At 52.9% G+C, this 18159-nt stretch carries 12 protein-coding genes; 10 read left to right on the forward strand and 2 right to left on the reverse strand.

Going from position 1 to position 18159, the window contains the following annotated elements:
* Nucleotides 1-1055: 1055 nt before the first annotated feature.
* Nucleotides 1056-3602, forward strand: coding sequence for a glucose/quinate/shikimate family membrane-bound PQQ-dependent dehydrogenase (locus RIN69_RS11615; RefSeq protein ID WP_313851989.1), 2547 nt, complete (start codon nt 1056-1058; stop codon nt 3600-3602).
* Between the two features lie 222 nt (nt 3603-3824).
* Nucleotides 3825-4784 carry a sulfonate ABC transporter substrate-binding protein gene (locus tag RIN69_RS11620; protein ID WP_313851990.1) on the forward strand — a complete coding sequence of 320 codons (960 nt, stop codon included), beginning with the start codon at nt 3825-3827 and terminating at the stop codon, nt 4782-4784.
* Nucleotides 4785-4873: 89 nt separating this feature from the next.
* Here the strand turns inward: RIN69_RS11620 and RIN69_RS11625 are convergent, their stop codons facing one another.
* Nucleotides 4874-5938, reverse strand: a complete 1065-nt coding sequence (locus RIN69_RS11625) for an SDR family oxidoreductase (RefSeq protein WP_313851991.1) — start codon at nt 5936-5938, stop codon at nt 4874-4876.
* Nucleotides 5939-6033: 95 nt separating this feature from the next.
* On the opposite strand from RIN69_RS11625, the gene RIN69_RS11630 reads away from it, so the two are divergent.
* The 4 genes from RIN69_RS11630 to RIN69_RS11645 all read left to right on the forward strand — a co-directional run bounded on the left by RIN69_RS11630 (nt 6034) and on the right by RIN69_RS11645 (nt 12487).
* Nucleotides 6034-6942, forward strand: a complete 909-nt coding sequence (locus RIN69_RS11630; protein ID WP_313857718.1) for a LysR family transcriptional regulator — start codon at nt 6034-6036, stop codon at nt 6940-6942.
* 308 nt (nt 6943-7250) lie between these two features.
* Nucleotides 7251-8336, forward strand: coding sequence for an efflux RND transporter periplasmic adaptor subunit (locus tag RIN69_RS11635; RefSeq protein WP_313851992.1), 1086 nt, complete (start codon nt 7251-7253; stop codon nt 8334-8336).
* 10 nt (nt 8337-8346) lie between these two features.
* The gene (locus tag RIN69_RS11640; RefSeq protein WP_313851993.1) at nt 8347-11448 is read left to right on the forward strand and encodes an efflux RND transporter permease subunit; all 3102 of its coding nucleotides are present in this window, start codon (nt 8347-8349) and stop codon (nt 11446-11448) included.
* Nucleotides 11449-11452: 4 nt separating this feature from the next.
* Nucleotides 11453-12487 (forward strand): AI-2E family transporter, encoded by a 1035-nt coding sequence (locus RIN69_RS11645; protein ID WP_313851994.1) that lies wholly within the window; start codon nt 11453-11455, stop codon nt 12485-12487.
* Here RIN69_RS11645 and RIN69_RS11650 read toward each other — a convergent pair.
* On the reverse strand, nt 12484-13053 hold the full coding sequence (locus RIN69_RS11650; RefSeq protein ID WP_313851995.1) for a helix-turn-helix domain-containing protein: 570 nt from the start codon (nt 13051-13053) through the stop codon (nt 12484-12486). The genes RIN69_RS11645 and RIN69_RS11650 overlap by 4 nt on opposite strands.
* Nucleotides 13054-13151: 98 nt before the next feature.
* On the opposite strand from RIN69_RS11650, the gene RIN69_RS11655 reads away from it, so the two are divergent.
* The 4 genes from RIN69_RS11655 (at nt 13152) to RIN69_RS11670 (ending at nt 18158) form a co-directional block, all read left to right on the forward strand.
* Complete coding sequence (locus tag RIN69_RS11655) at nt 13152-14351, forward strand: benzoate/H(+) symporter BenE family transporter (protein WP_313851996.1); 1200 nt, start codon at nt 13152-13154, stop codon at nt 14349-14351.
* A 99-nt stretch (nt 14352-14450) separates the two neighbouring features.
* A complete protein-coding gene (locus tag RIN69_RS11660; protein WP_313851997.1) occupies nt 14451-15389 on the forward strand; it encodes an omptin family outer membrane protease in 939 nt (312 codons plus the stop codon).
* Nucleotides 15390-15549: 160 nt separating this feature from the next.
* Entirely contained in the window at nt 15550-16644 is a 1095-nt protein-coding gene (locus RIN69_RS11665) for an RHS repeat-associated core domain-containing protein (RefSeq protein WP_313851998.1), read from the forward strand.
* A 242-nt stretch (nt 16645-16886) separates the two neighbouring features.
* Complete coding sequence (locus tag RIN69_RS11670) at nt 16887-18158, forward strand: SrfA family protein (protein WP_313851999.1); 1272 nt, start codon at nt 16887-16889, stop codon at nt 18156-18158.
* The last annotated feature ends 1 nt before the right edge of the window (nt 18159 follow it).

Genomic DNA, 18159 nt, shown 5'->3' on the forward strand with positions numbered 1-18159 from the left:
TCAATAGACGAATGAACCTCACCCAGTAGTGATAAATGACTGATATTAATGTCTTTAATCATAAGATCGCCCCGTTGATTGCGGGTGGCAATTAACGTCCCCTGGAACGAGTAACAGCGCGGCCTGATAGTGGGAGAAGCTTGCGATAACGGCGGTAAGTTTTCAGGAAGTGACGCGACGCGGCGTAAGTTTTGGATAAAAGAATCCACCTCATGATCCTCAGGATTTAACATTGCATGATTAACTGAGTAATCCAGATAATAACCGTCTGTTTTATCTGCTTGCATAACATGCCCTCCACCCTCTCAATAAATTGAAACGGAAAATTCCAGCTGAATTAATGATTTTTAAGCATAGAGGAGCAATTGATTCACACTTATATAAAGCGCTCATTAACTATTTTGATATCTATATGAAATACTTATATTAGAAAAAATATTTTGCTGTGCACCTGGCGAATTGTGCCAGCGAGCAATATGACTGTTCAGCCGTTAATCTGACAGCGCAGTATGTGATAGTTCCGCCCGCGGTCAGATAATCAGCAAATGTGACTGTTATAACACTCACCAGCAATTTATTTTAATCTTTTCACACCCGTCGCCAGGTAATAACTGCTTAATAGTTTACCGGCTGAATATTCATCGATATCGCCACCGCTGCCGCTCTTTTGCGCGCCGGAGCGCATAAAGCGCGCGCACTCAACCTCATTGCAGCTTATGACGAGTAAAAAATGATGTAGTTATGTTAATGCATTATTAATATCTGTATGGCATTTAGTGAATAATCACGCGTGGTAAGACTTTTCAATCTACGCCAATAAGGTTTACTATACGCACCATTATCGTTCCAAATGGTTCATTTGCCCCATTATAGTTAACCGCGCCGTGCTGTCGCAGTTTTTGGTTGCCTGTGCAAAAAATATCCGATTGTCGTTAGCAAATTTTCTATAAATGGACGTTAATTCAAGTACTGGTGGTACCAGGTGGCGATAATTTTCCCAAACTGTTAAGGCACTCATGCTGCGGATCTGTCGCAGCTTCATGGTGAGATAAATCATGTTAAATCAAAGCAGTAAACGTAGTACCGGGGTCTATCTGATGTGGGCGCTTGGCGCTCTCATGGGGATCATTGGTCTTGCCATTGGTATTGGTGGCGGCTGGCTGGTTTCATTAGGCGGAAGTCTTTACTTCCTGCTGATGGGCCTGGCAATGATCATTTCTGCCGTGCTGATCATTAAACTCAAACCTGCCGGTGCATGGCTGTACGCGCTGGCATTTGTGTTATCTGTCATCTGGGCAATATGGGACGCGGGCCTGAACTTCTGGCCACTGTTTTCCCGTCTGTTTATGTTCGGCGTGCTGGCTTTCCTGGTGGCGCTGGCCTATCCGTTCCTGAAAAAGCGTGCCGGACGTGAGGGTACGAAAACCGCAAGCTACAGCCTGGCTGGCCTGATGGCCGTCGCGCTGGTTGCCGGTTTCGGTTATACCTTTGTGCCTGCGCCGATTATCAGCGCCAGCGAAGATATTCCGGTTAAGCCTGTTGCGCCGGGTACCGAGCAGAAAAACTGGGAGCATTGGGGTAACACCACCCACGGTGACCGTTTTGCCGCACTGGATCAGATTAACAAATCCAACGTTAATCAGCTGGAAGTCGCGTGGATTGCCCATACCGGTGATATCCCACTGAGCAACGGTTCCGGTGCCGAAGACCAGAACACTCCGCTGCAGATTGGCGATAAACTGTTTGTTTGTACCGCTTATGGCAAAGTGCTGGCACTGAATGCTGATGACGGTAAACAGCTGTGGGCATTTGACCCGAAAGCGAAAGCGCCAAACTGGCAGCGCTGCCGTGGTCTTGGCTACTTCGCTAACAGCGAAGCCCAGCCAGCCACTACCGCCGCTGCGCAGGCTGACGTACAGCCATCTGCTGCTGCCGCTCAGGCTGCATCACAGCCGGCTGCCGCCAGCGGTGAAACACCTGACCAGCATCCCGCGACTGCGGCTGAAGCCACAACGTCGGATACTGGCGCATCACAGCCACAGGCTCCTGCCAGCAATATCAACGCTGCTGCGCCTGCTGTCTGTGAACGTCGTCTGTTCCTGCCAACTATCGATGCACGTCTGATCGCCATTAATGCTGACACCGGTGAAGCCTGTGCTGATTTCGGTGATAACGGCGTGGTTGATCTGAAAGTTGGTATGGGTGAAGTTAAAGATGGCTACTATCAGCAGACCTCTACCCCGCTGGTTGCCGGAAATCTGGTCATTGTCGGTGGTCGCGTCGCGGATAACTTCTCTACTGGCGAGCCTCCGGGTGTGGTTCGTGCCTACGATGTTCACAGCGGTGAGCTGGTATGGGCATGGGATCCGGGCAACCCGGCTGTCACCCGTCTGCCGCCAGAAGGGATGACTTATACCCGTGGTACGCCTAACGTCTGGTCTGCGATGGCCTATGACGCCAAGCTGAACCTGGTATATCTGCCAACCGGCAACGCCACCCCAGACTTCTTTGGTGGTGAGCGTACTGCAGAAGATGACAAGTACAGTTCATCTATTGTCGCGGTTGATGCTGCAACCGGTAAAGTCCGCTGGCATTTCCAGACTACCCATCATGACTTGTGGGACTTTGACCTGCCTTCACAGCCGCTGCTGTACGACCTGCCAGACGGTAAAGGTGGTACCACTCCGGTGCTGGTTCAGACCAGCAAGCAAGGCATGATCTTTATGCTCAACCGCGAAACCGGTGAGCCTGTAGCAAAAGTTGAAAACCGTGAAGTTCCACAGGGCAACACCCCTGGTGAGCGCTACTCAAAAACTCAGCCTTTCTCCGTCGGCATGCCGAACATTGGTAACCAGACGCTGAAAGAGTCAGATATGTGGGGCGCGACTCCGCTGGATCAGCTGCTGTGCCGTATCGAGTTTAAAGGTATGCGTCATGAGGGCGTCTTTACCCCACCAGGTTTAGATCGTTCCCTGCAGTTCCCAGGTTCACTGGGCGGCATGAACTGGGGCAGCGTGTCGGTTGATCCGAACAATGCCATTATGTTTGTTAACGACATGCGTCTGGGCCTGGCTAACTACCTGGTGCCACGCAGCCAGGTTCCAAGTGGTGCCAGCGGTATCGAAATGGGTATGGTTCCAATGGATGGCACCCCTTATGGTGCAGTGCGCGAGCGCTTCCTGTCTCCACTGGGCATTCCTTGCCAGAAACCACCATTTGGCACCATGTCAGCGGTTGACCTGAAAACCGGCAAAATCGCCTGGCAGGTTCCGGTTGGTACTGTGCAGGATACCGGTCCAATGGGTATCAAAATGCATATGCCAATGGAAATCGGTATGCCAACGCTTGGTGCGAGCCTGTCTACCCAATCCGGTCTGCTGTTCTTCGCCGGTACTCAGGACTACTACCTGCGTGCTTTCGATACTGCAAACGGTAAAGAGATCTGGAAAGCACGTCTGCCGGTTGGCAGCCAGTCTGGCCCAATGACCTATGTTTCACCGAAAACCGGTAAACAGTACATCATTATCAGCGCCGGTGGCGCGCGTCAGTCGCCAGATCGCGGTGACTACGTGATTGCCTACGCACTGCCAGAGCAGAAATAATCTCTCTGCATTACTGACCAAAGCCCCGACCTGTCGGGGCTTTTTTTATGCTCTGATAACTGCAGAAAACTGACTGAGCAAATGCTAAAAAAGCATTTATCAATTGGCACTATATTATTCCAGAAAAGCCGTTTTCATTTCCTCACTCTGTCGCCAGGATAATGGGATTCCGCCGTTTCAATCTGGTGCGGAAGTCATCCTTTTTCAGTCAGAGATCAGATAATGCATAAAAAATGGTTCACTAAAGCTTTGCCGGCCGCCGCAATTCTGCTGGCCCTTTCTACCACCAGTTACGCTGCATTTGCCGGGACAAAGCCTGAGACGGTTAATATTGGCTATCAGAAAGCGAATATCTTCGCCTTATTAAAGTATCGCGGCACTCTTGATGACAGTTTTAAGCAGCAGGGAATCAACGTGCGCTGGGTCGAGTTCCCGGCGGGGCCACAAATGCTGGAAGGTCTTAACGTTGGAAGTATTGATTTGGCCGCCACTGGCGATGCGCCCCCTACTTTTGCTCAGGCAGCGCAGGCTGATTTAGTCTATCTTGGCCACTCTCCGGCCAATCCTAAAACCGAAGCGATTGTGGTCGCGGCCGATTCGCCGATCAACAGTGTTGCCGATCTGAAAGGCAAAAAAGTCGCACTGAATAAAGGTTCGGATGTTAACTATTTGCTGATTGCAGCACTGGAGAACGCTGGCCTGAGCTACAAAGATATCACTCCGGTGTATTTGCCGCCGGCCGACGCCCGCGCCGCGTTTCAGCGCGGCGCGATTGATGCCTGGGTTATCTGGGATCCGTATCTGGCAGAAGTCGAAACCCATGCTAACGCCCGCCAGATAAAAAATGCTGAAGGCCTTGTCCCGCATTACACCTTTTATCTCGCCAGCCGCAAGTTTGCTGAGGGCCATCCTGAAACCGCGCAGAAAGTACTGAGTGAGCTGGCGACGCTTAGCGAATGGGCAAACCAGCATCAGGCTGATGCAGCGCAGATCCTCGCTAAATCAACCGGTCTGGACCCGGCTATCTGGAATAAGGCGCTGGCACGTATGCCTTATGGTGCCGAGCGCATGACGCCGGAAGTGTTTAAGCAGCAACAGGCGCTGGCCGATAAATTTACAGCGACTGGCCTGCTGCCAGTGAAAGTGGACGTCAGCAGCGCCAGGTGGTCACAGGATAAATAATCATTATCGCCATTTGGGGCAGCATTCTATTGAGAAGGGAGCCAAAATCGGCTCCCTTGCATTTCTCCTGACAATAACCCGGCGAAGAGTTATGGAATCAGTTTTTCCGCCCGGAGCTTATCAAACAGTTCAATAAAGGCATCGCGGGTACACTGATAACCGTTAAAACCGGCTTTACGGCTTTTACTGATATCGGTAATCACCTCCATCGGGCGACCGAGATCGGCATCGGTATGCCACCAGGAGGCCAGCTTATTCACATCGCTCTGCTTCAGTGAATACTGGCTGGCAATCTCCTGCCACTGGGCAGCGGCATCATTCATGCGCCCTTCCAGCGGTTGCATTTCGCCACTGAAAGGCACCGCTTCAATGCCAAAGTAATCGGCGATTTGCGTCCACATCCACTGCCAGCGGAACACGTCACCGTTCACTACGTTGAAATCTTCATTGTTAGCCTGCTCACTGGTGGCTGCCCACTGAAGCTGATCGGCCAGCAAACGCGCGTCGGTCATATCCGTCACGCCGTTCCACTGCACTGCCGAACCCGGGAAAATAAATGGCTGCCCGGTGTGTTTACACAGCGTGGCATACACTGCCAGCGTTTGTCCCATGTTCATCGCATTGCCGACCGCGTAACCAATGATGGTATGCGGGCGATGTACGCTCCAGCTGAACTGGTACTTTTTGGCCGCAGCAAAAACTTCGTCTTCCTGCGCATAATAGAAATTTTCTACCGGCTGACGCCCCTGCTCTTCACGGAACGGCGTCATCGGGACTTCGCCTTTGCCGTAGGCGTCAAACGGCCCAAGATAGTGCTTCAGGCCCGTGACCAGCGCCACATGACCGCCCTGCAACCGGCTGCCCAGCGCATCCAGCACGTGACGCACCATCGCGCCATTGACGCGGATATTCTGTTGCTCATTTTCCTGACGCGCCCAGACGCTGAAGAACACCTTATCAACCTCGATACCTTGTAACGCCTGCTGTACCGCCTGTTCTGAGGTTAAATCGGCGGTCAGTGCGATGCAGCCAGCCGGAACTGCGCTGTTACCGCGTGACAAACCATAGACCTGCCAGCCATCAGCCAGTAGCCTGGTCGCCAGCGCGCTACCCACAACACCGCTGACGCCGACAATCAATGCACGTGATTTCATTTGTTCTCTCCATCAGATTAAGACCTAAAGCTTAATATGGAATTTAATTCTCATCTAAGGTATATATTCATCAATTTAACGACAAAAATTCACTAATCATGATTTCCAGCGATCGTCTTAAAGGTATAACGCCGTTTGTGGTCAGCGTAGAAACCGGCAGCTTTACCGCTGCTGCCGAAAAGTTGCACCTGAGCAACTCCGCCGTCAGTAAAAGTATCGCCCGGCTGGAGGAGCGCTTAGGTTCACGGCTGTTTGACCGTACCACCCGCAGCCTGTCACTGACTGATGCCGGTCAGGCGTTCTATCAAACCTGTAGCCGGGTGCTGGATGAACTGGCGGAGGCCGAATCGGTGCTGGTCGCTCAGCGCAACCGTCCGGCGGGCCGCTTACGCCTTGCCCTGCCGCACTCCTTTGGCCGTTTACAGGTGGTGCCGCTACTGAACCGCTTTTGCCACCACTACCCGGATTTACAGCTGAACATCACCTTTACCGACCGCTTTGTTGATCTTATTGAAGAAGGCATTGATATTGCAGTTCGTATAGGTGGCCCGGGGGATTATCCCGCATCACTCGGCTATCACTATCTTGGCAGTGAACGGCTGATTTTTTGTGCCGCACCGAATTATCTGCAACAGCATGGCACACCGTTATCTGCGCAAGCGTTAACTGATCATCGCTGCATTGCTTACGCCCGACACGACGGCAGCACCACGCCATGGACCTTTCCTGCTGCAGACGGCCGCACGCTGACGCGCGAAATTGCTCACGCCATGGCGCTGGGCGATGGAGAGGCGCTGTTATCGGCGGTGGTCGCCGGGCTGGGCGTGACGCAAATAGCGACCTGGCTGGTGCGCAAGCAACTGGACAGTGGTGAACTGGTGCCGCTGCTGGAAACGTTGTCAGTTGAGGGTTTGCCACTGACGATTCTGTGGCCGCAAAAAAAACAGCTAACGCCAAAAGTCGATGCGTTACTGCAGGCTCTAAAGACGCTGACCATCAGTTAATCTCGCTCGACAGCGCAATTAGCGAATCTGTCTATGCTGCATTGTACGGATTTTTTCAACAGCGCCCTTTTGCAAGGCAAGGACGCTTGATCGAGTTTGGCTAAAAAGTCACCCCTTACTACGGGGGCAGGCCCGACGGTGAATGTGTTACAACGCAGGCAACATCATGGTACTGCGTGATGCTCCATCGCAGCCACCTGAAATGAGATAATTCTCACAAATTTCCTGCTGGCTTGATCAAGATTAATATGGTGTTTTCTAAGAAAAATACAATATTTAGTAATATCAACCTTGTCAGGTGAATCACTATGCATATCTTCATACGAACTGCTGCGCTGTGTCTGAGTTGCGTGTTTCTGGTAAGCACTGCCCAGTCCTCGCCTCTGCCCGCAGTGAAAGTTATCACCACCGAGATAAAGCATTCCGCCAAAGCGCTGCTGTATATGGGGCGTGTTGAAGCCATTCAGACGGTTGAGGTGTTAACCCGCGTTGAAGGGTTTATTGCCAGCCGCCACTTCACCGAAGGCCAGATGGTCGAAGCCGGGCAGTTATTATTTGAAATTGAACCGGCACAACACCATGCGGCGGTCGAGCAGGCGAAAGCCCGGGTGCAAAGCGCCGAGGCGGTGTTACGTAATACACAATTGCATCTCGGCCGGTTACAGCGTTTAACCGCCAGTAAAGCCATCAGTAAATCCGACGTCGACGCCGCAGAGGCCGAGCGCGATATCGCCCGCGCTAATCTTGCTCAGATGCAGGCTGAACTGAAAACGCAGCAACTGAACCTCAGTTATACCCGCATCACCGCGCCGATTTCCGGACGCATCGGCCATACACGCTTCAATACAGGCAGCCTGATCAATCCCGCCAGTGGTTCGCTGGTGACAGTGACGCAGCTGGATCCAATCCGCGTCAGGATTTCAGTCAACGAGCACGACTATATAACCGCGATGCAGCAGCCAGAGACGGCGAAAAGTTTTCGTTCGCAGCTGACGCTGGCCAACGGCCATCCTTATCCACAACCCGGCAAATTTGAGTCCGTCGATAATCATATCGATCCACAGACCGGCAGCGTGGCGGTCAGGCTGAACTTTGCCAATCCACAGCATCTGCTGTTACCCGGTGGCGTGGTCAATGTCGCGCTGGAAGCCGGCCAGCCACAAAACGCCATAACCATCCCGGTTGCGGCCCTTTCGCAGGACAAAGAGGGTTATTTCGTTTTGTTGGTTGATGAGGATAACCATGTGGCGCTGCGACGCGTCACGCCTGGCCGCCAGGTTGAACAGCACTATCAGGTGACTGCGGGTCTTGAGCCGGGCGAGCGAGTGATTGTTTCCGGTATTCAGCAAGTCAGGCCCGGTATGGTGGTGAACGCCACTGCCGCCAGCGAATAAGGCGATCACGATGCTACATTTTTTTGTCAGACGTCCCAAGTTTGCGATGGTTATCGCACTGATTATCAGCCTTGTTGGTTTACTGGCGCTGACGATTATTCCGGTAGAAAAGTTCCCTGAGATCACCCCACCGGTGGTCAGCGTCAGTGCGGTCTATCCAGGTGCCAGCGCCCGCGATGTCGCCGAAGCAGTCGGTTCACCAATTGAAAGCCAGATCAATGGCGTCAGCAATATGCTGTATATGGAGTCCAGCAGCAGTAATAACGGCAGCTACTCATTGACCATCACCTTCGCCAGTGGAACTGATCCGGATATGGCGGCGGTCGAGGTACAAAATCGCCTGTCGCAGGTCAGCGCCCAGTTACCCGCCGAAGTCATTAACAATGGCATCTCGGTGCGCAAAAGAGCCACCAATATTCTGCTGGGGCTCAGCGTTCAGTCACCTGGCGGCACTCACAACGCGATGTTTTTGAGTAATTACAGCAGCATTCGTCTGAAGGATGCGCTGGCAAGAATCGACGGCGTCGGTGATGTGCAGATTTTTGGTTCCCGCGACTACAGTATGCGCATCTGGCTGAATCCGTTACGGATGGAAGCGCTTAATGTCACCACCGATGAGATTATTGCGGCACTGCGTCAGCAAAATGTACAGGCTGCCGCCGGTCAAATCGGTGCTGCTCCCACGCCTGCCGATCAGCAAAAAACCCTGACCATCAGCGGCAGTGGGCGTCTTTCTACGCCGGAAGAGTTTGCCCGCATTGTGATTCGCAGTAATCAACACGGTGGCATGGTACGGCTGGGCGACGTCGCCAGCACTGAACTGGGAGCAGAAAGCTATCAGGTTAATGCCGCGATGAATAATACGCCCGGCGCATTTTTGATGATCTATCCAACGCCGGGTGCTAACGCGCTAAGCGTTGCCAGCGCAGTAAAAGCAGAAATGGCGCAGCAGGCACGGGCATTTCCGGATGATATGACCTTTGATATCAATTTCGATTCAACCGATTCGATCAGGGAAACCCTGCGCGAGATTATGCATTCGCTGGTTCTGACCTTACTGGTGGTACTGGCGGTGGTGTATCTGTTTATGCAGAGCCTGCGCGCGACCTTTATCGTGGCGTTGACCATTCCGGTATCGCTGCTCGGTACCGTGGCGGTACTGCTGCTGTTTGGCTACTCGATTAATATGCTCAGTTTATTTGCCATGATTCTGGCGCTGAATATCGTGGTCGATGACGCGATTGTGGTGGTAGAAAATGTTGAGCGCATTATGGTGGAAAACCCGCAGCTTGGGCCGTTTAAAGCCACCTGCGAGGCAATCACGCAAATCGCCGGGCCGGTAATCGCTACGACCATGGTATTACTGGCGGTATTTGTGCCGGTGGCGATGCTGCCGGGGATTACCGGCGAACTGTATCGTCAGTTTGCCGTCACGCTGGCTACCGCCATGGTGCTGTCCAGCGTGAATGCCCTGACGCTGACGCCAGCGCTTACCGCCACGCTGCTCAAGTATCGTCAACCGCCAACCAGCGGTCCCTTTGGTGCCTTTAATCGCCTGTTGCAAACCACTCGTGACGGTTATTTACGTGCCGTGACGCGCATAAATCGTTACAGTGTCACAACCATCTCCGCTCTGATACTGGCCGCGGGCGCGACCTGGCTTTGTTACAGCCTGTTGCCGGTCGGGTTTTTACCAGAAGAAGATCAGGGCTATATGTTTATAAATGTGCAGCTGCCGGATGGTGCCTCACTGGCTCGGACGCAAACGGTAATGGAGCAAATGTACCAAGCCGTCGCTGCCGATCCGGCGGTAGACGATGTGATTAAGATTACCGGCTTCAGTCTGCTCGGCGGTGGCAACGCAGCGAACGGCGGTTTTGGCATCGTGCAGTTAAAACCGTGGAATGAGCGCGAACCGATCGATGAGGTTCTGCCGCGCATTCAGCAACAGCTTGCCGCCAACCCTTCGGCGATGATGATGGCTTTTGTTCCTCCGGCTATTAACGGGCTGGGTAATGCTTCGGGCTTTGATTTACGCATTCAGGCACTTGACGGACAATCACAGCAGGAGCTGGCGCGCACCAGCCATGCGCTGATTATGGCGGCCAATCAGCAGCCGGAACTCAGCAGAGTATTCACAACGTTCAGCGCCAGCGTGCCGGAAATGAGTTTAACCGTCGATCGTGAACGCGCAGCGTTACTTAATGTGCCGGTAGATCGTATTTTTACCACCCTGCAAACCGCGCTGGGCGGTATTAACGTTGGCGATTTTACCCGCAGCAATCGGCTGTTTAAGGTGCAAGTACAAAATGAGATGACCTGGCGTCAGCGCAGCGAGCAAATTAATCAGTTATCGGTGCGCAGCGACAGCGGCGCGCTGGTCAGCCTGAGCCAACTGGTTACGTTAACCCCCTCAGTTGGTTCACCGTTTATCGCGCAATATAACCAGTTCCCGTCGGTGGCGGTGAGCGGTTCGGCAGTGGAAGGCGTCAGTTCAGGTCAGGCGATGGGCGTTATGGAGCAGCTGCTGGACAGCGAACTACCCGAGGGATACGGCTACAGCTGGAGCGGCATGTCCTTACAGGAGCTGCAAAACAGTGGCAAAGCGATAATGATTTATCTGGCGGCACTGGTCTTCGCTTATCTGTTCCTGGTCGCCCAGTATGAGAGCTGGACGATACCGGCGGCGGTGTTACTGTCGGTGCTGTTTGCCCTGATGGGTGCGGTAATGGGATTAAAGCTGGCAGGTTTAGCCAACGATATTTATGCGCAAATTGGCCTGGTGTTATTGATTGGCCTCGCGGCGAAAAATGCTATTCTGATTGTTGAATTTTCCCGTGATTTGCGGGAAAAAGGATTGTCGATTCAGCAGGCTGCGCAACAAGGGGCGCAACAGCGTTTCCGGGCGGTTATCATGACAGCGATTTCGTTTATTTTCGGCGTGTTACCGCTGGTGCTGGCCAGCGGTGCAGGCGCAGAAAGTCGGCAAATCATCGGTATCACGCTGTTTAGCGGAATGCTGGCCGCCACGGCAATTGGGCTGTTCTTTGTCCCGTCGTTGTATCTGCATATACAGCGCCTGCGTGAATGGAGCAAAACTAAAGGAGAGTAGCGGCGTGTTAAATTCATCGACGGATAAACTGGTCAGGGTATTGGCGATTATCACCATGCTGCTGGTGATTTTTGCCAGCCTGAAGGCCGCGTCGGCGCTGGTGGTGCCGCTGATATTATCGCTGTTTTTTGCCATTGTGCTTAATCCGTTGATCCGGCTGGCAGAGAGGATCCGCGTGCCGCGCGTGCTGGCGATTCTGCTACTGATGAGCTGTTTTGTGGTGATTATGCTGCTGCTGGTAGCAGCACTCAGCAGCACACTCAATGAATTTGCCCGCACCCTGCCGCAGTATCGCAGCATGTTAACCCAGCCGCTGCTGGATACCCGCGCCCTGCTGTTAACTATGGGCATTAACATCTCGCTTGATGAGATGATGCACTATATCGATCCGTCAATCGCCGTTCGGCTGGTGTCCGGTGCCGTGGGGTATTTTTCTAACGCCATGACTGCAATGTTCCTGCTGATTATGACGGTGGCGTTTATGCTGCTGGAGGTGCCGAGCCTGAAGCAGAAAGGTCCCCTGCTGTTTCCGGTGCCGTCCCGCGCCATGGCGGCCATTCGTCATGGCTTAAGAAGCGTCACCCACTATCTGGTCTTAAAAACCGTGATCAGCCTGATTACCGGCCTCACGGTCTGGCTGATGCTGTGGGCGATGGATATTAAATTTGCTTTTCTCTGGGGCACGCTGGCGTTTGCGCTAAATTATATTCCCAATATCGGCTCAATTATTGCGGCTATTCCGCCGATTATTCAGGCGTTGCTGTTTAATGGCCTCTATCCGGGGCTGGGAGTTATCGCTTTCTATCTGGCGATCAACCTGCTGTTCGGTAATATCCTCGAGCCGCGTCTGATGGGCAGAAGTTTAAATTTATCGACGCTGGTGGTGTTTATTTCGTTGTTGTTCTGGGGATGGCTACTCGGGCCAGTCGGGATGATCCTGTCGGTGCCGCTAACGGTGGTGGTTAAACTGCTGCTTGAGCAGCTCGACGACGGTAAAAAACTGGCGATTCTGCTGAGTGATAATCCACAGCAGCATTAACGTCCGACGCAGGGGTAATGGATTAGATCGTGCAGCCGCACATTGTGTTGGCTGGCGTTGCGATAGCTGTGCGGGCGATCGGCCTGAAAACGCAGCGCTTCGCCAGCCGCTAGCTGATGCCATACTCCGTCAACCATTAGCTCAAGTTGCCCTTCTATGACAATCACATGCTCGATTACTCCCAGCTCATGAGCTGAAGATTCACTGAGCGCGCCCGGCGCCATGTCGATAACAAACATATCGAAACCGAGCTGCTTATCAAATGGAAAAAGTGGCACCACGCGCATATCAGCATTGTCCTGGCTGAACACCGGCAAATCGGCGTAGCGCTGCACCACTGGCGGCAGTTGCCCGGCTGCGTTGCCGATAAATGCCGAAAATGCGACGTTAAATCCGGTGGCAATTTTCCACAATGTCGCCACCGTTGGGCTGGATTCACCTCGTTCAATTTGCCCCAGCATCGCCTTACTGACACCGGTCTGTTCTGCCGCCTGAGTCAGACTCCACTGGCGCAAATGCCGCAGCTGTTTGAGCGTGTCTGCCAGGTGCTGATTAAGTTGCTGCATCGCGTTCCCTCCGAAAATCGGCCCTGATTATAGCCGCTTGTACGTTATAACGCACGATGCTATTGTTGTGCGCTATAACGCACAAGCAGGAATTGACTATGCCCGCCACACCGTCGAAATCACTCTTTATCCCCGCGATTATTGCCGGTTTTGTCGCGGTACTGGTGGGCTATACCAGCTCTGCCGCCATCATTTTTCAGGCGGCAGAAGCCGCAGGCGCTTCAGTACTGCAAATTGGCGGCTGGCTGACTACGCTGGGTCTGGCGATGGGCATCACTTCACTTGGCCTGTCACTTTACTATCGCATGCCGGTACTGACGGCCTGGTCGACGCCCGGCGCCGCGCTACTGATCACCAGCCTGCCCGGCGTGACGCTAAATGAAGCGACAGGCATCTTTATCTTTGCTTCCGGGCTGATGCTACTCTGCGGCGTCACCGGCCTGTTCGCCCGGCTGATGAACACCATTCCACTGGCAATTTCTTCCGCCATGCTGGCAGGCATTTTACTGCGTTTCGGCCTTGATGCTTTCTCCTCGCTACAGGTCAATTTCGTTCTTAGCGGCAGTATGTGCCTGATCTGGCTGCTGGGACGCCGCTTTATGCCACGCTACGCGATTATGCTGACGCTACTGGCGGGCCTGGCAGTGGCACTGATGCAGGGCAATATCAATTTCCCGCAGCAGTCGCTGCACTTTGCCTGGCCGGAATTTACTGCTCCACAGTTTACTTTATCGACATTACTGGGAATCGGCGTGCCCTATTTTATGGTGACGATGGCTTCACAAAATGCACCAGGTATCGCGACGATGAAAGCCGCAGGCTATGCAGCCCCGGTTTCACCGCTGATAAGCTGGACCTCGTTAACCTCGCTGTTACTGGCACCTTTTGGCGGCTTTTCGGTGTGTATTGCCGCAATTACCGCCGCGATTTGCATGGGTGACGATGTGCATCCCGATCCGAAACGCCGCTATCTTGCCTCGGCCGCCGCCGGTGGTTTCTATCTGTTAGCCGGGATCTTCGGCGCGGCCATCGGTATGCTGTTCAGCGCCCTGCCGGAGGCATTAATTCATACCATCGCCGGACTGGCGCTGCTCGGCACGCTTTCCGGCAGCTTGCAACAGGCATTAAGCGACAGTCAACAGCGCGACGCGGCGCTTATCACCTTCTTGATTACCGCTTCTGGCGTAACGCTGCTCGGCGTCGGCGCGGCATTCTGGGGGTTGATCGGTGGCGTGCTGGCCCATATTGTTTTATCGCGGCCAAAACGCGCCCGCAGAATCCAGGTAGCAAGACGATAGTTCAGGTCGTCAGGTAACCAGAATAAGATTTCCATCACTTTATAAAAATAAGCGTTAATGCAATCTGATATCGCTGATTAATAAATGTTGGAAACAACCATGAAGAAAAAGCTTATTGCCGCAGCTACGTTGCTGATAACCGGCAATGTTTATGCTGTCACATCATCGCCGTTTCAACTCAATACCCAAGCGGATAATATTTCGCTCTCAACCTCGCTCGGATGGCTGGGCGGTAAATCAGAGGAACGAGTTTATGATCCAGCCAGCGGCAAAAAACTCAGCCAGCTGGACTGGAAAATCAATAATGTCGCCATCCTGAAAGGCGATATTTCATGGGATGCTTTTTCGTGGCTGACGCTGAATGCCCGCGGCTGGACTTCGCTGGCATCAGGTAGCAGCACGCTGGATGACTGGGACTGGCTGAAAGAAGGCCAGTCCGATCCCAGTGAACATTCGCATCATTCCAATACCCGGCTTAACTACGCCAATGAGTTCGATGTTAACCTGAAGGGCTGGCTGTTGCAGGACGACGATTACCGGCTGGGTGCAGTCGTCGGTTATCAACAAACGCGTTTTAGCTGGACCGCCTTCGGCGGCTCATACCGCTATGATAACGGTAACGATGTCGGTGAATTGCCGCGTGGTGAGCGGGTTATTGGCTATCAACAGCGCTTCTCAATGCCCTATATCGGTCTGGCTGGACAATATCGCGTGAATAATTTGGAAGTTAATGGGCTGCTGAAATACAGCCCGTGGGTGCAGGCTAACGATAATGATGAGCACTACGCGCGTGACCTGACATTTCGTGAAAAATCGAATAACTCTACTTTTTACGGTGCTTCAATGGACGTCGGATATTACGTAACGCCTAATGCCAAAGTGTTTACAGAGGTGAGTTATAACCATTATTCCGAAGGTAAAGGCGGTTCCCAAATGATCGACCACAGTGATAATAGTTACGATGAACAAGGCGGCGATGCCGCAGGAATAGCCAATAAAAACTACTCGATCAGCGCTGGCCTGGCGTACCGGTTTTGATGCAAGAGATTTGTTACCCCATGACTCTCGGGCGTTCGATTTAGTAGTGACTTATCATTTTGTGATGCCTTTATTAATATGATTTAATTGGTTTTTTTTCTGTTTTTATCCCGATCCCTATCCGCTATTAATAAATACTCTGATTAACAAGGGGGTATTTATGAACAGGAATATTGCAGGCTTTAACGGGCAGCGTCAGGATCCCGTCAGCGGAAACTCTCTGTTGGGCAATGGTTATCGTAGTTATAGTCCGCTGCTGATGCGCTTTACTGCACCCGACAGCTGGAGCCCATTCGGCATGGGCGGCGTTAATCCTTACGGCTATTGCGCGGGAGATCCTGTCAACCGCAGCGATCCATCCGGTCATTTTAGCTGGCAGGCAGCATTGGGCATTGGGATGGGGATTTTGGGCATTGTCGGAGCACTGTTTACCGGCGGAGGCTCATTAATAGCCGCCGGAAGTTTAGAGGCTGCCCTGGTCAGCACTTCCGCCACGACTCTGCTGACTGGCACCGCGAATCTGGTGGCAGATGTCAGCGGTATCGTCAGTATCACCAGCGCAGGCACCAATCCGCGCGCTGCTGCGGCGCTGGGGTGGCTCTCCTTTGCCAGCGGATTGTTAACTCTTGGCGCAGGCTTACTGGCGGGCGGGCCCCGCCTGTTATCCAGCGGTGCCGCTGACAGCGCGATGGTTTCTGAAACGCGCCATTTCGAGTTTACCTATTCAGAATCAGCCGAGAGGCTACTGGGCGCTGATAATGCAGGCAGCAGCAAACGACAATCCTGGGAACAAGCGCGTGCCTGGATTGATGATAAAAATAACTTTTTGCATTTCGAACAGAATTACTCGATGGGATCGCGAGACCTTCTTAACAGAGGTAATACGTTCAGTAATACCTTTGAAAGAACTAAATGGACGTTTCATCATAACTACAGAGAAATAAGAGACGTGCCCTATTATGCCAGCGATGTCACTCGATATCAGTATGAAACCATATCCAGAAAAAATAACTTTTTCGGTGAGCTACCGGAAGTGATTGAAAGAAATACCATGACTAATGAAACCACATTACAAATGACCGAGGGCAAATCAGGCCAGGAATTATTTGACGCTTTTTTCAGAACACCAAATGGTAAATCAACACGGCGTATTATGGATGATTTCGGCTTAACCGCTTACGCAGTTGAACGCCGTGTAAGAGCCGAGGATGATGATTCCGTCGATTTTATCGTCCGACTCAATCGGCTGAGTTAATGATGGAAAAATACCCACTTAGTCAGTCAACATAAAACTCAAAAATGCACTTCAAAAACCTGGCACGGCTGCCCCGCAGCCGTGCTGGCCCATGGTGGAGTAAATCGCCCGATGCCGCAGACAGTTGCCACTTTTAGTGCTTATTCCGGCGTTTGATCGGGCACTGACAGAATTAAAGTAATCACATTCCGGATAACACTTTATTTTCTGCCTCAGGCAGCGTCACAAAAGGGCCGTGGTACGTGGCAAAATCATTTTTACGCAGCGGAAATCTGGATGCGTTACTTGCGCTTGGGGAAAATGGCCAGCCGGTTTACGCTTCTGCACTTCAGCTGCGCGAAACATTACGTCTGAAAAAACAGTCAGATATCGCCAGTTGCCTGGCAATTCCGCAGCCTGATGAACGGGGCGAGCGCATTGACTGGTACGCGCCATTCTGTGGCAAAGTAAAGTCGTGGGTTGCCGCCAGCGACAGCGAGCGAGCGGCCGCCATTCAGCTACTGGACAGCTATCAGACAGCCGTTGATGAGATCGGTCAACAAGCGCAACGTTCGCAGAATCCGGCGATGCGGCTGTTTGGTATTCTGTTGAGCAAAGCTTTTCAGTTTCCCGACCAGAACACCATCTATCTGGTGGATGGTAAGCCGGTGATCACCTTCTGGGGCTTTGTCGATGTCGATAAAAAGCCGCGTGCCGATGCGCTTGATTGCCTGCGTGCCACGCTACAACTCACTCCACCTCCGCAACTGCCGGTTAATGCTCCCCCACTATCCGCTGTTTCGCTGCCCGCAGCAGAACCTGAACCGCTGATTGTTACACCGCCGCTTAAGCCGCGTCGGCTGTGGCGGCTTGCTGGCTGGTTATTGCTGCCGCTGATCATTGCGGCTGCGCTGGCCGGCTTATATTTTAGCGCCTTTCAGATCGTTCAAGAGCCGGTGATCAAAACGGCTAAACCCGCTGCTGAGCCGCCAGTCACACCGGTAACTGCACCGGTAACTGCACCAGTAGCGGTGACCGCTGCGTCAGCAGAGCCGGCCAGGCTGCCTGAAGCGCCGAAAATAACGAAACCCGCGCAGCCGCAGAGTGAGAAGCCACGTGATGCCGTGGCTGAAACGCCTGCACGACTGGCGACGGATGACGATCTGGTGATGCCTGCCGATGCGGTAAAACTTGGCTCCACTGACTTTTTGAACGGCAGCTGGCGCGTGACGCTGGAGGCGAACAATTTACCAACCGGTAAGCCATCGAGTCTGAAATACCAGATTAGCAAGGGTACTGGCAGCGCTCGCCTTATTCAGGGAGACGGCATCCGCTGCAAAGCCGATATCTCAGCTGGCTTAATGAGCTCGGGCAATCTGGTGATTAACAGCCGCTATACCGCCCGTTGCAGCGATGGTAGCCGCTATAAAATGCCGGAAATTGTCTGTAAAGCGGCCAGCGGTGCCGCTAGCTGCGAAGCACGCTATGGCACCGAAACGGTGTTCCCGATGACGATGAAACGCGAGACGAAGTGAC

This window comes from Winslowiella toletana, assembly GCF_032164335.1.
Lineage (GTDB): Bacteria > Pseudomonadota > Gammaproteobacteria > Enterobacterales > Enterobacteriaceae > Erwinia > Erwinia toletana_A.

Coding starts and splice junctions, on each gene's coding strand:
- RIN69_RS11615 (WP_313851989.1), top strand. CDS start 1,056: ATGTTAAATCAAAGCAGTAAACGTAGTACCGGGGTCTATCTGATGTGG.
- RIN69_RS11620 (WP_313851990.1), top strand. CDS start 3,825: ATGCATAAAAAATGGTTCACTAAAGCTTTGCCGGCCGCCGCAATTCTG.
- RIN69_RS11625 (WP_313851991.1), bottom strand. CDS start 5,938: ATGAAATCACGTGCATTGATTGTCGGCGTCAGCGGTGTTGTGGGTAGC.
- RIN69_RS11635 (WP_313851992.1), top strand. CDS start 7,251: ATGCATATCTTCATACGAACTGCTGCGCTGTGTCTGAGTTGCGTGTTT.
- RIN69_RS11640 (WP_313851993.1), top strand. CDS start 8,347: ATGCTACATTTTTTTGTCAGACGTCCCAAGTTTGCGATGGTTATCGCA.
- RIN69_RS11650 (WP_313851995.1), bottom strand. CDS start 13,053: ATGCAGCAACTTAATCAGCACCTGGCAGACACGCTCAAACAGCTGCGG.
- RIN69_RS11655 (WP_313851996.1), top strand. CDS start 13,152: ATGCCCGCCACACCGTCGAAATCACTCTTTATCCCCGCGATTATTGCC.
- RIN69_RS11660 (WP_313851997.1), top strand. CDS start 14,451: ATGAAGAAAAAGCTTATTGCCGCAGCTACGTTGCTGATAACCGGCAAT.
- RIN69_RS11665 (WP_313851998.1), top strand. CDS start 15,550: ATGAACAGGAATATTGCAGGCTTTAACGGGCAGCGTCAGGATCCCGTC.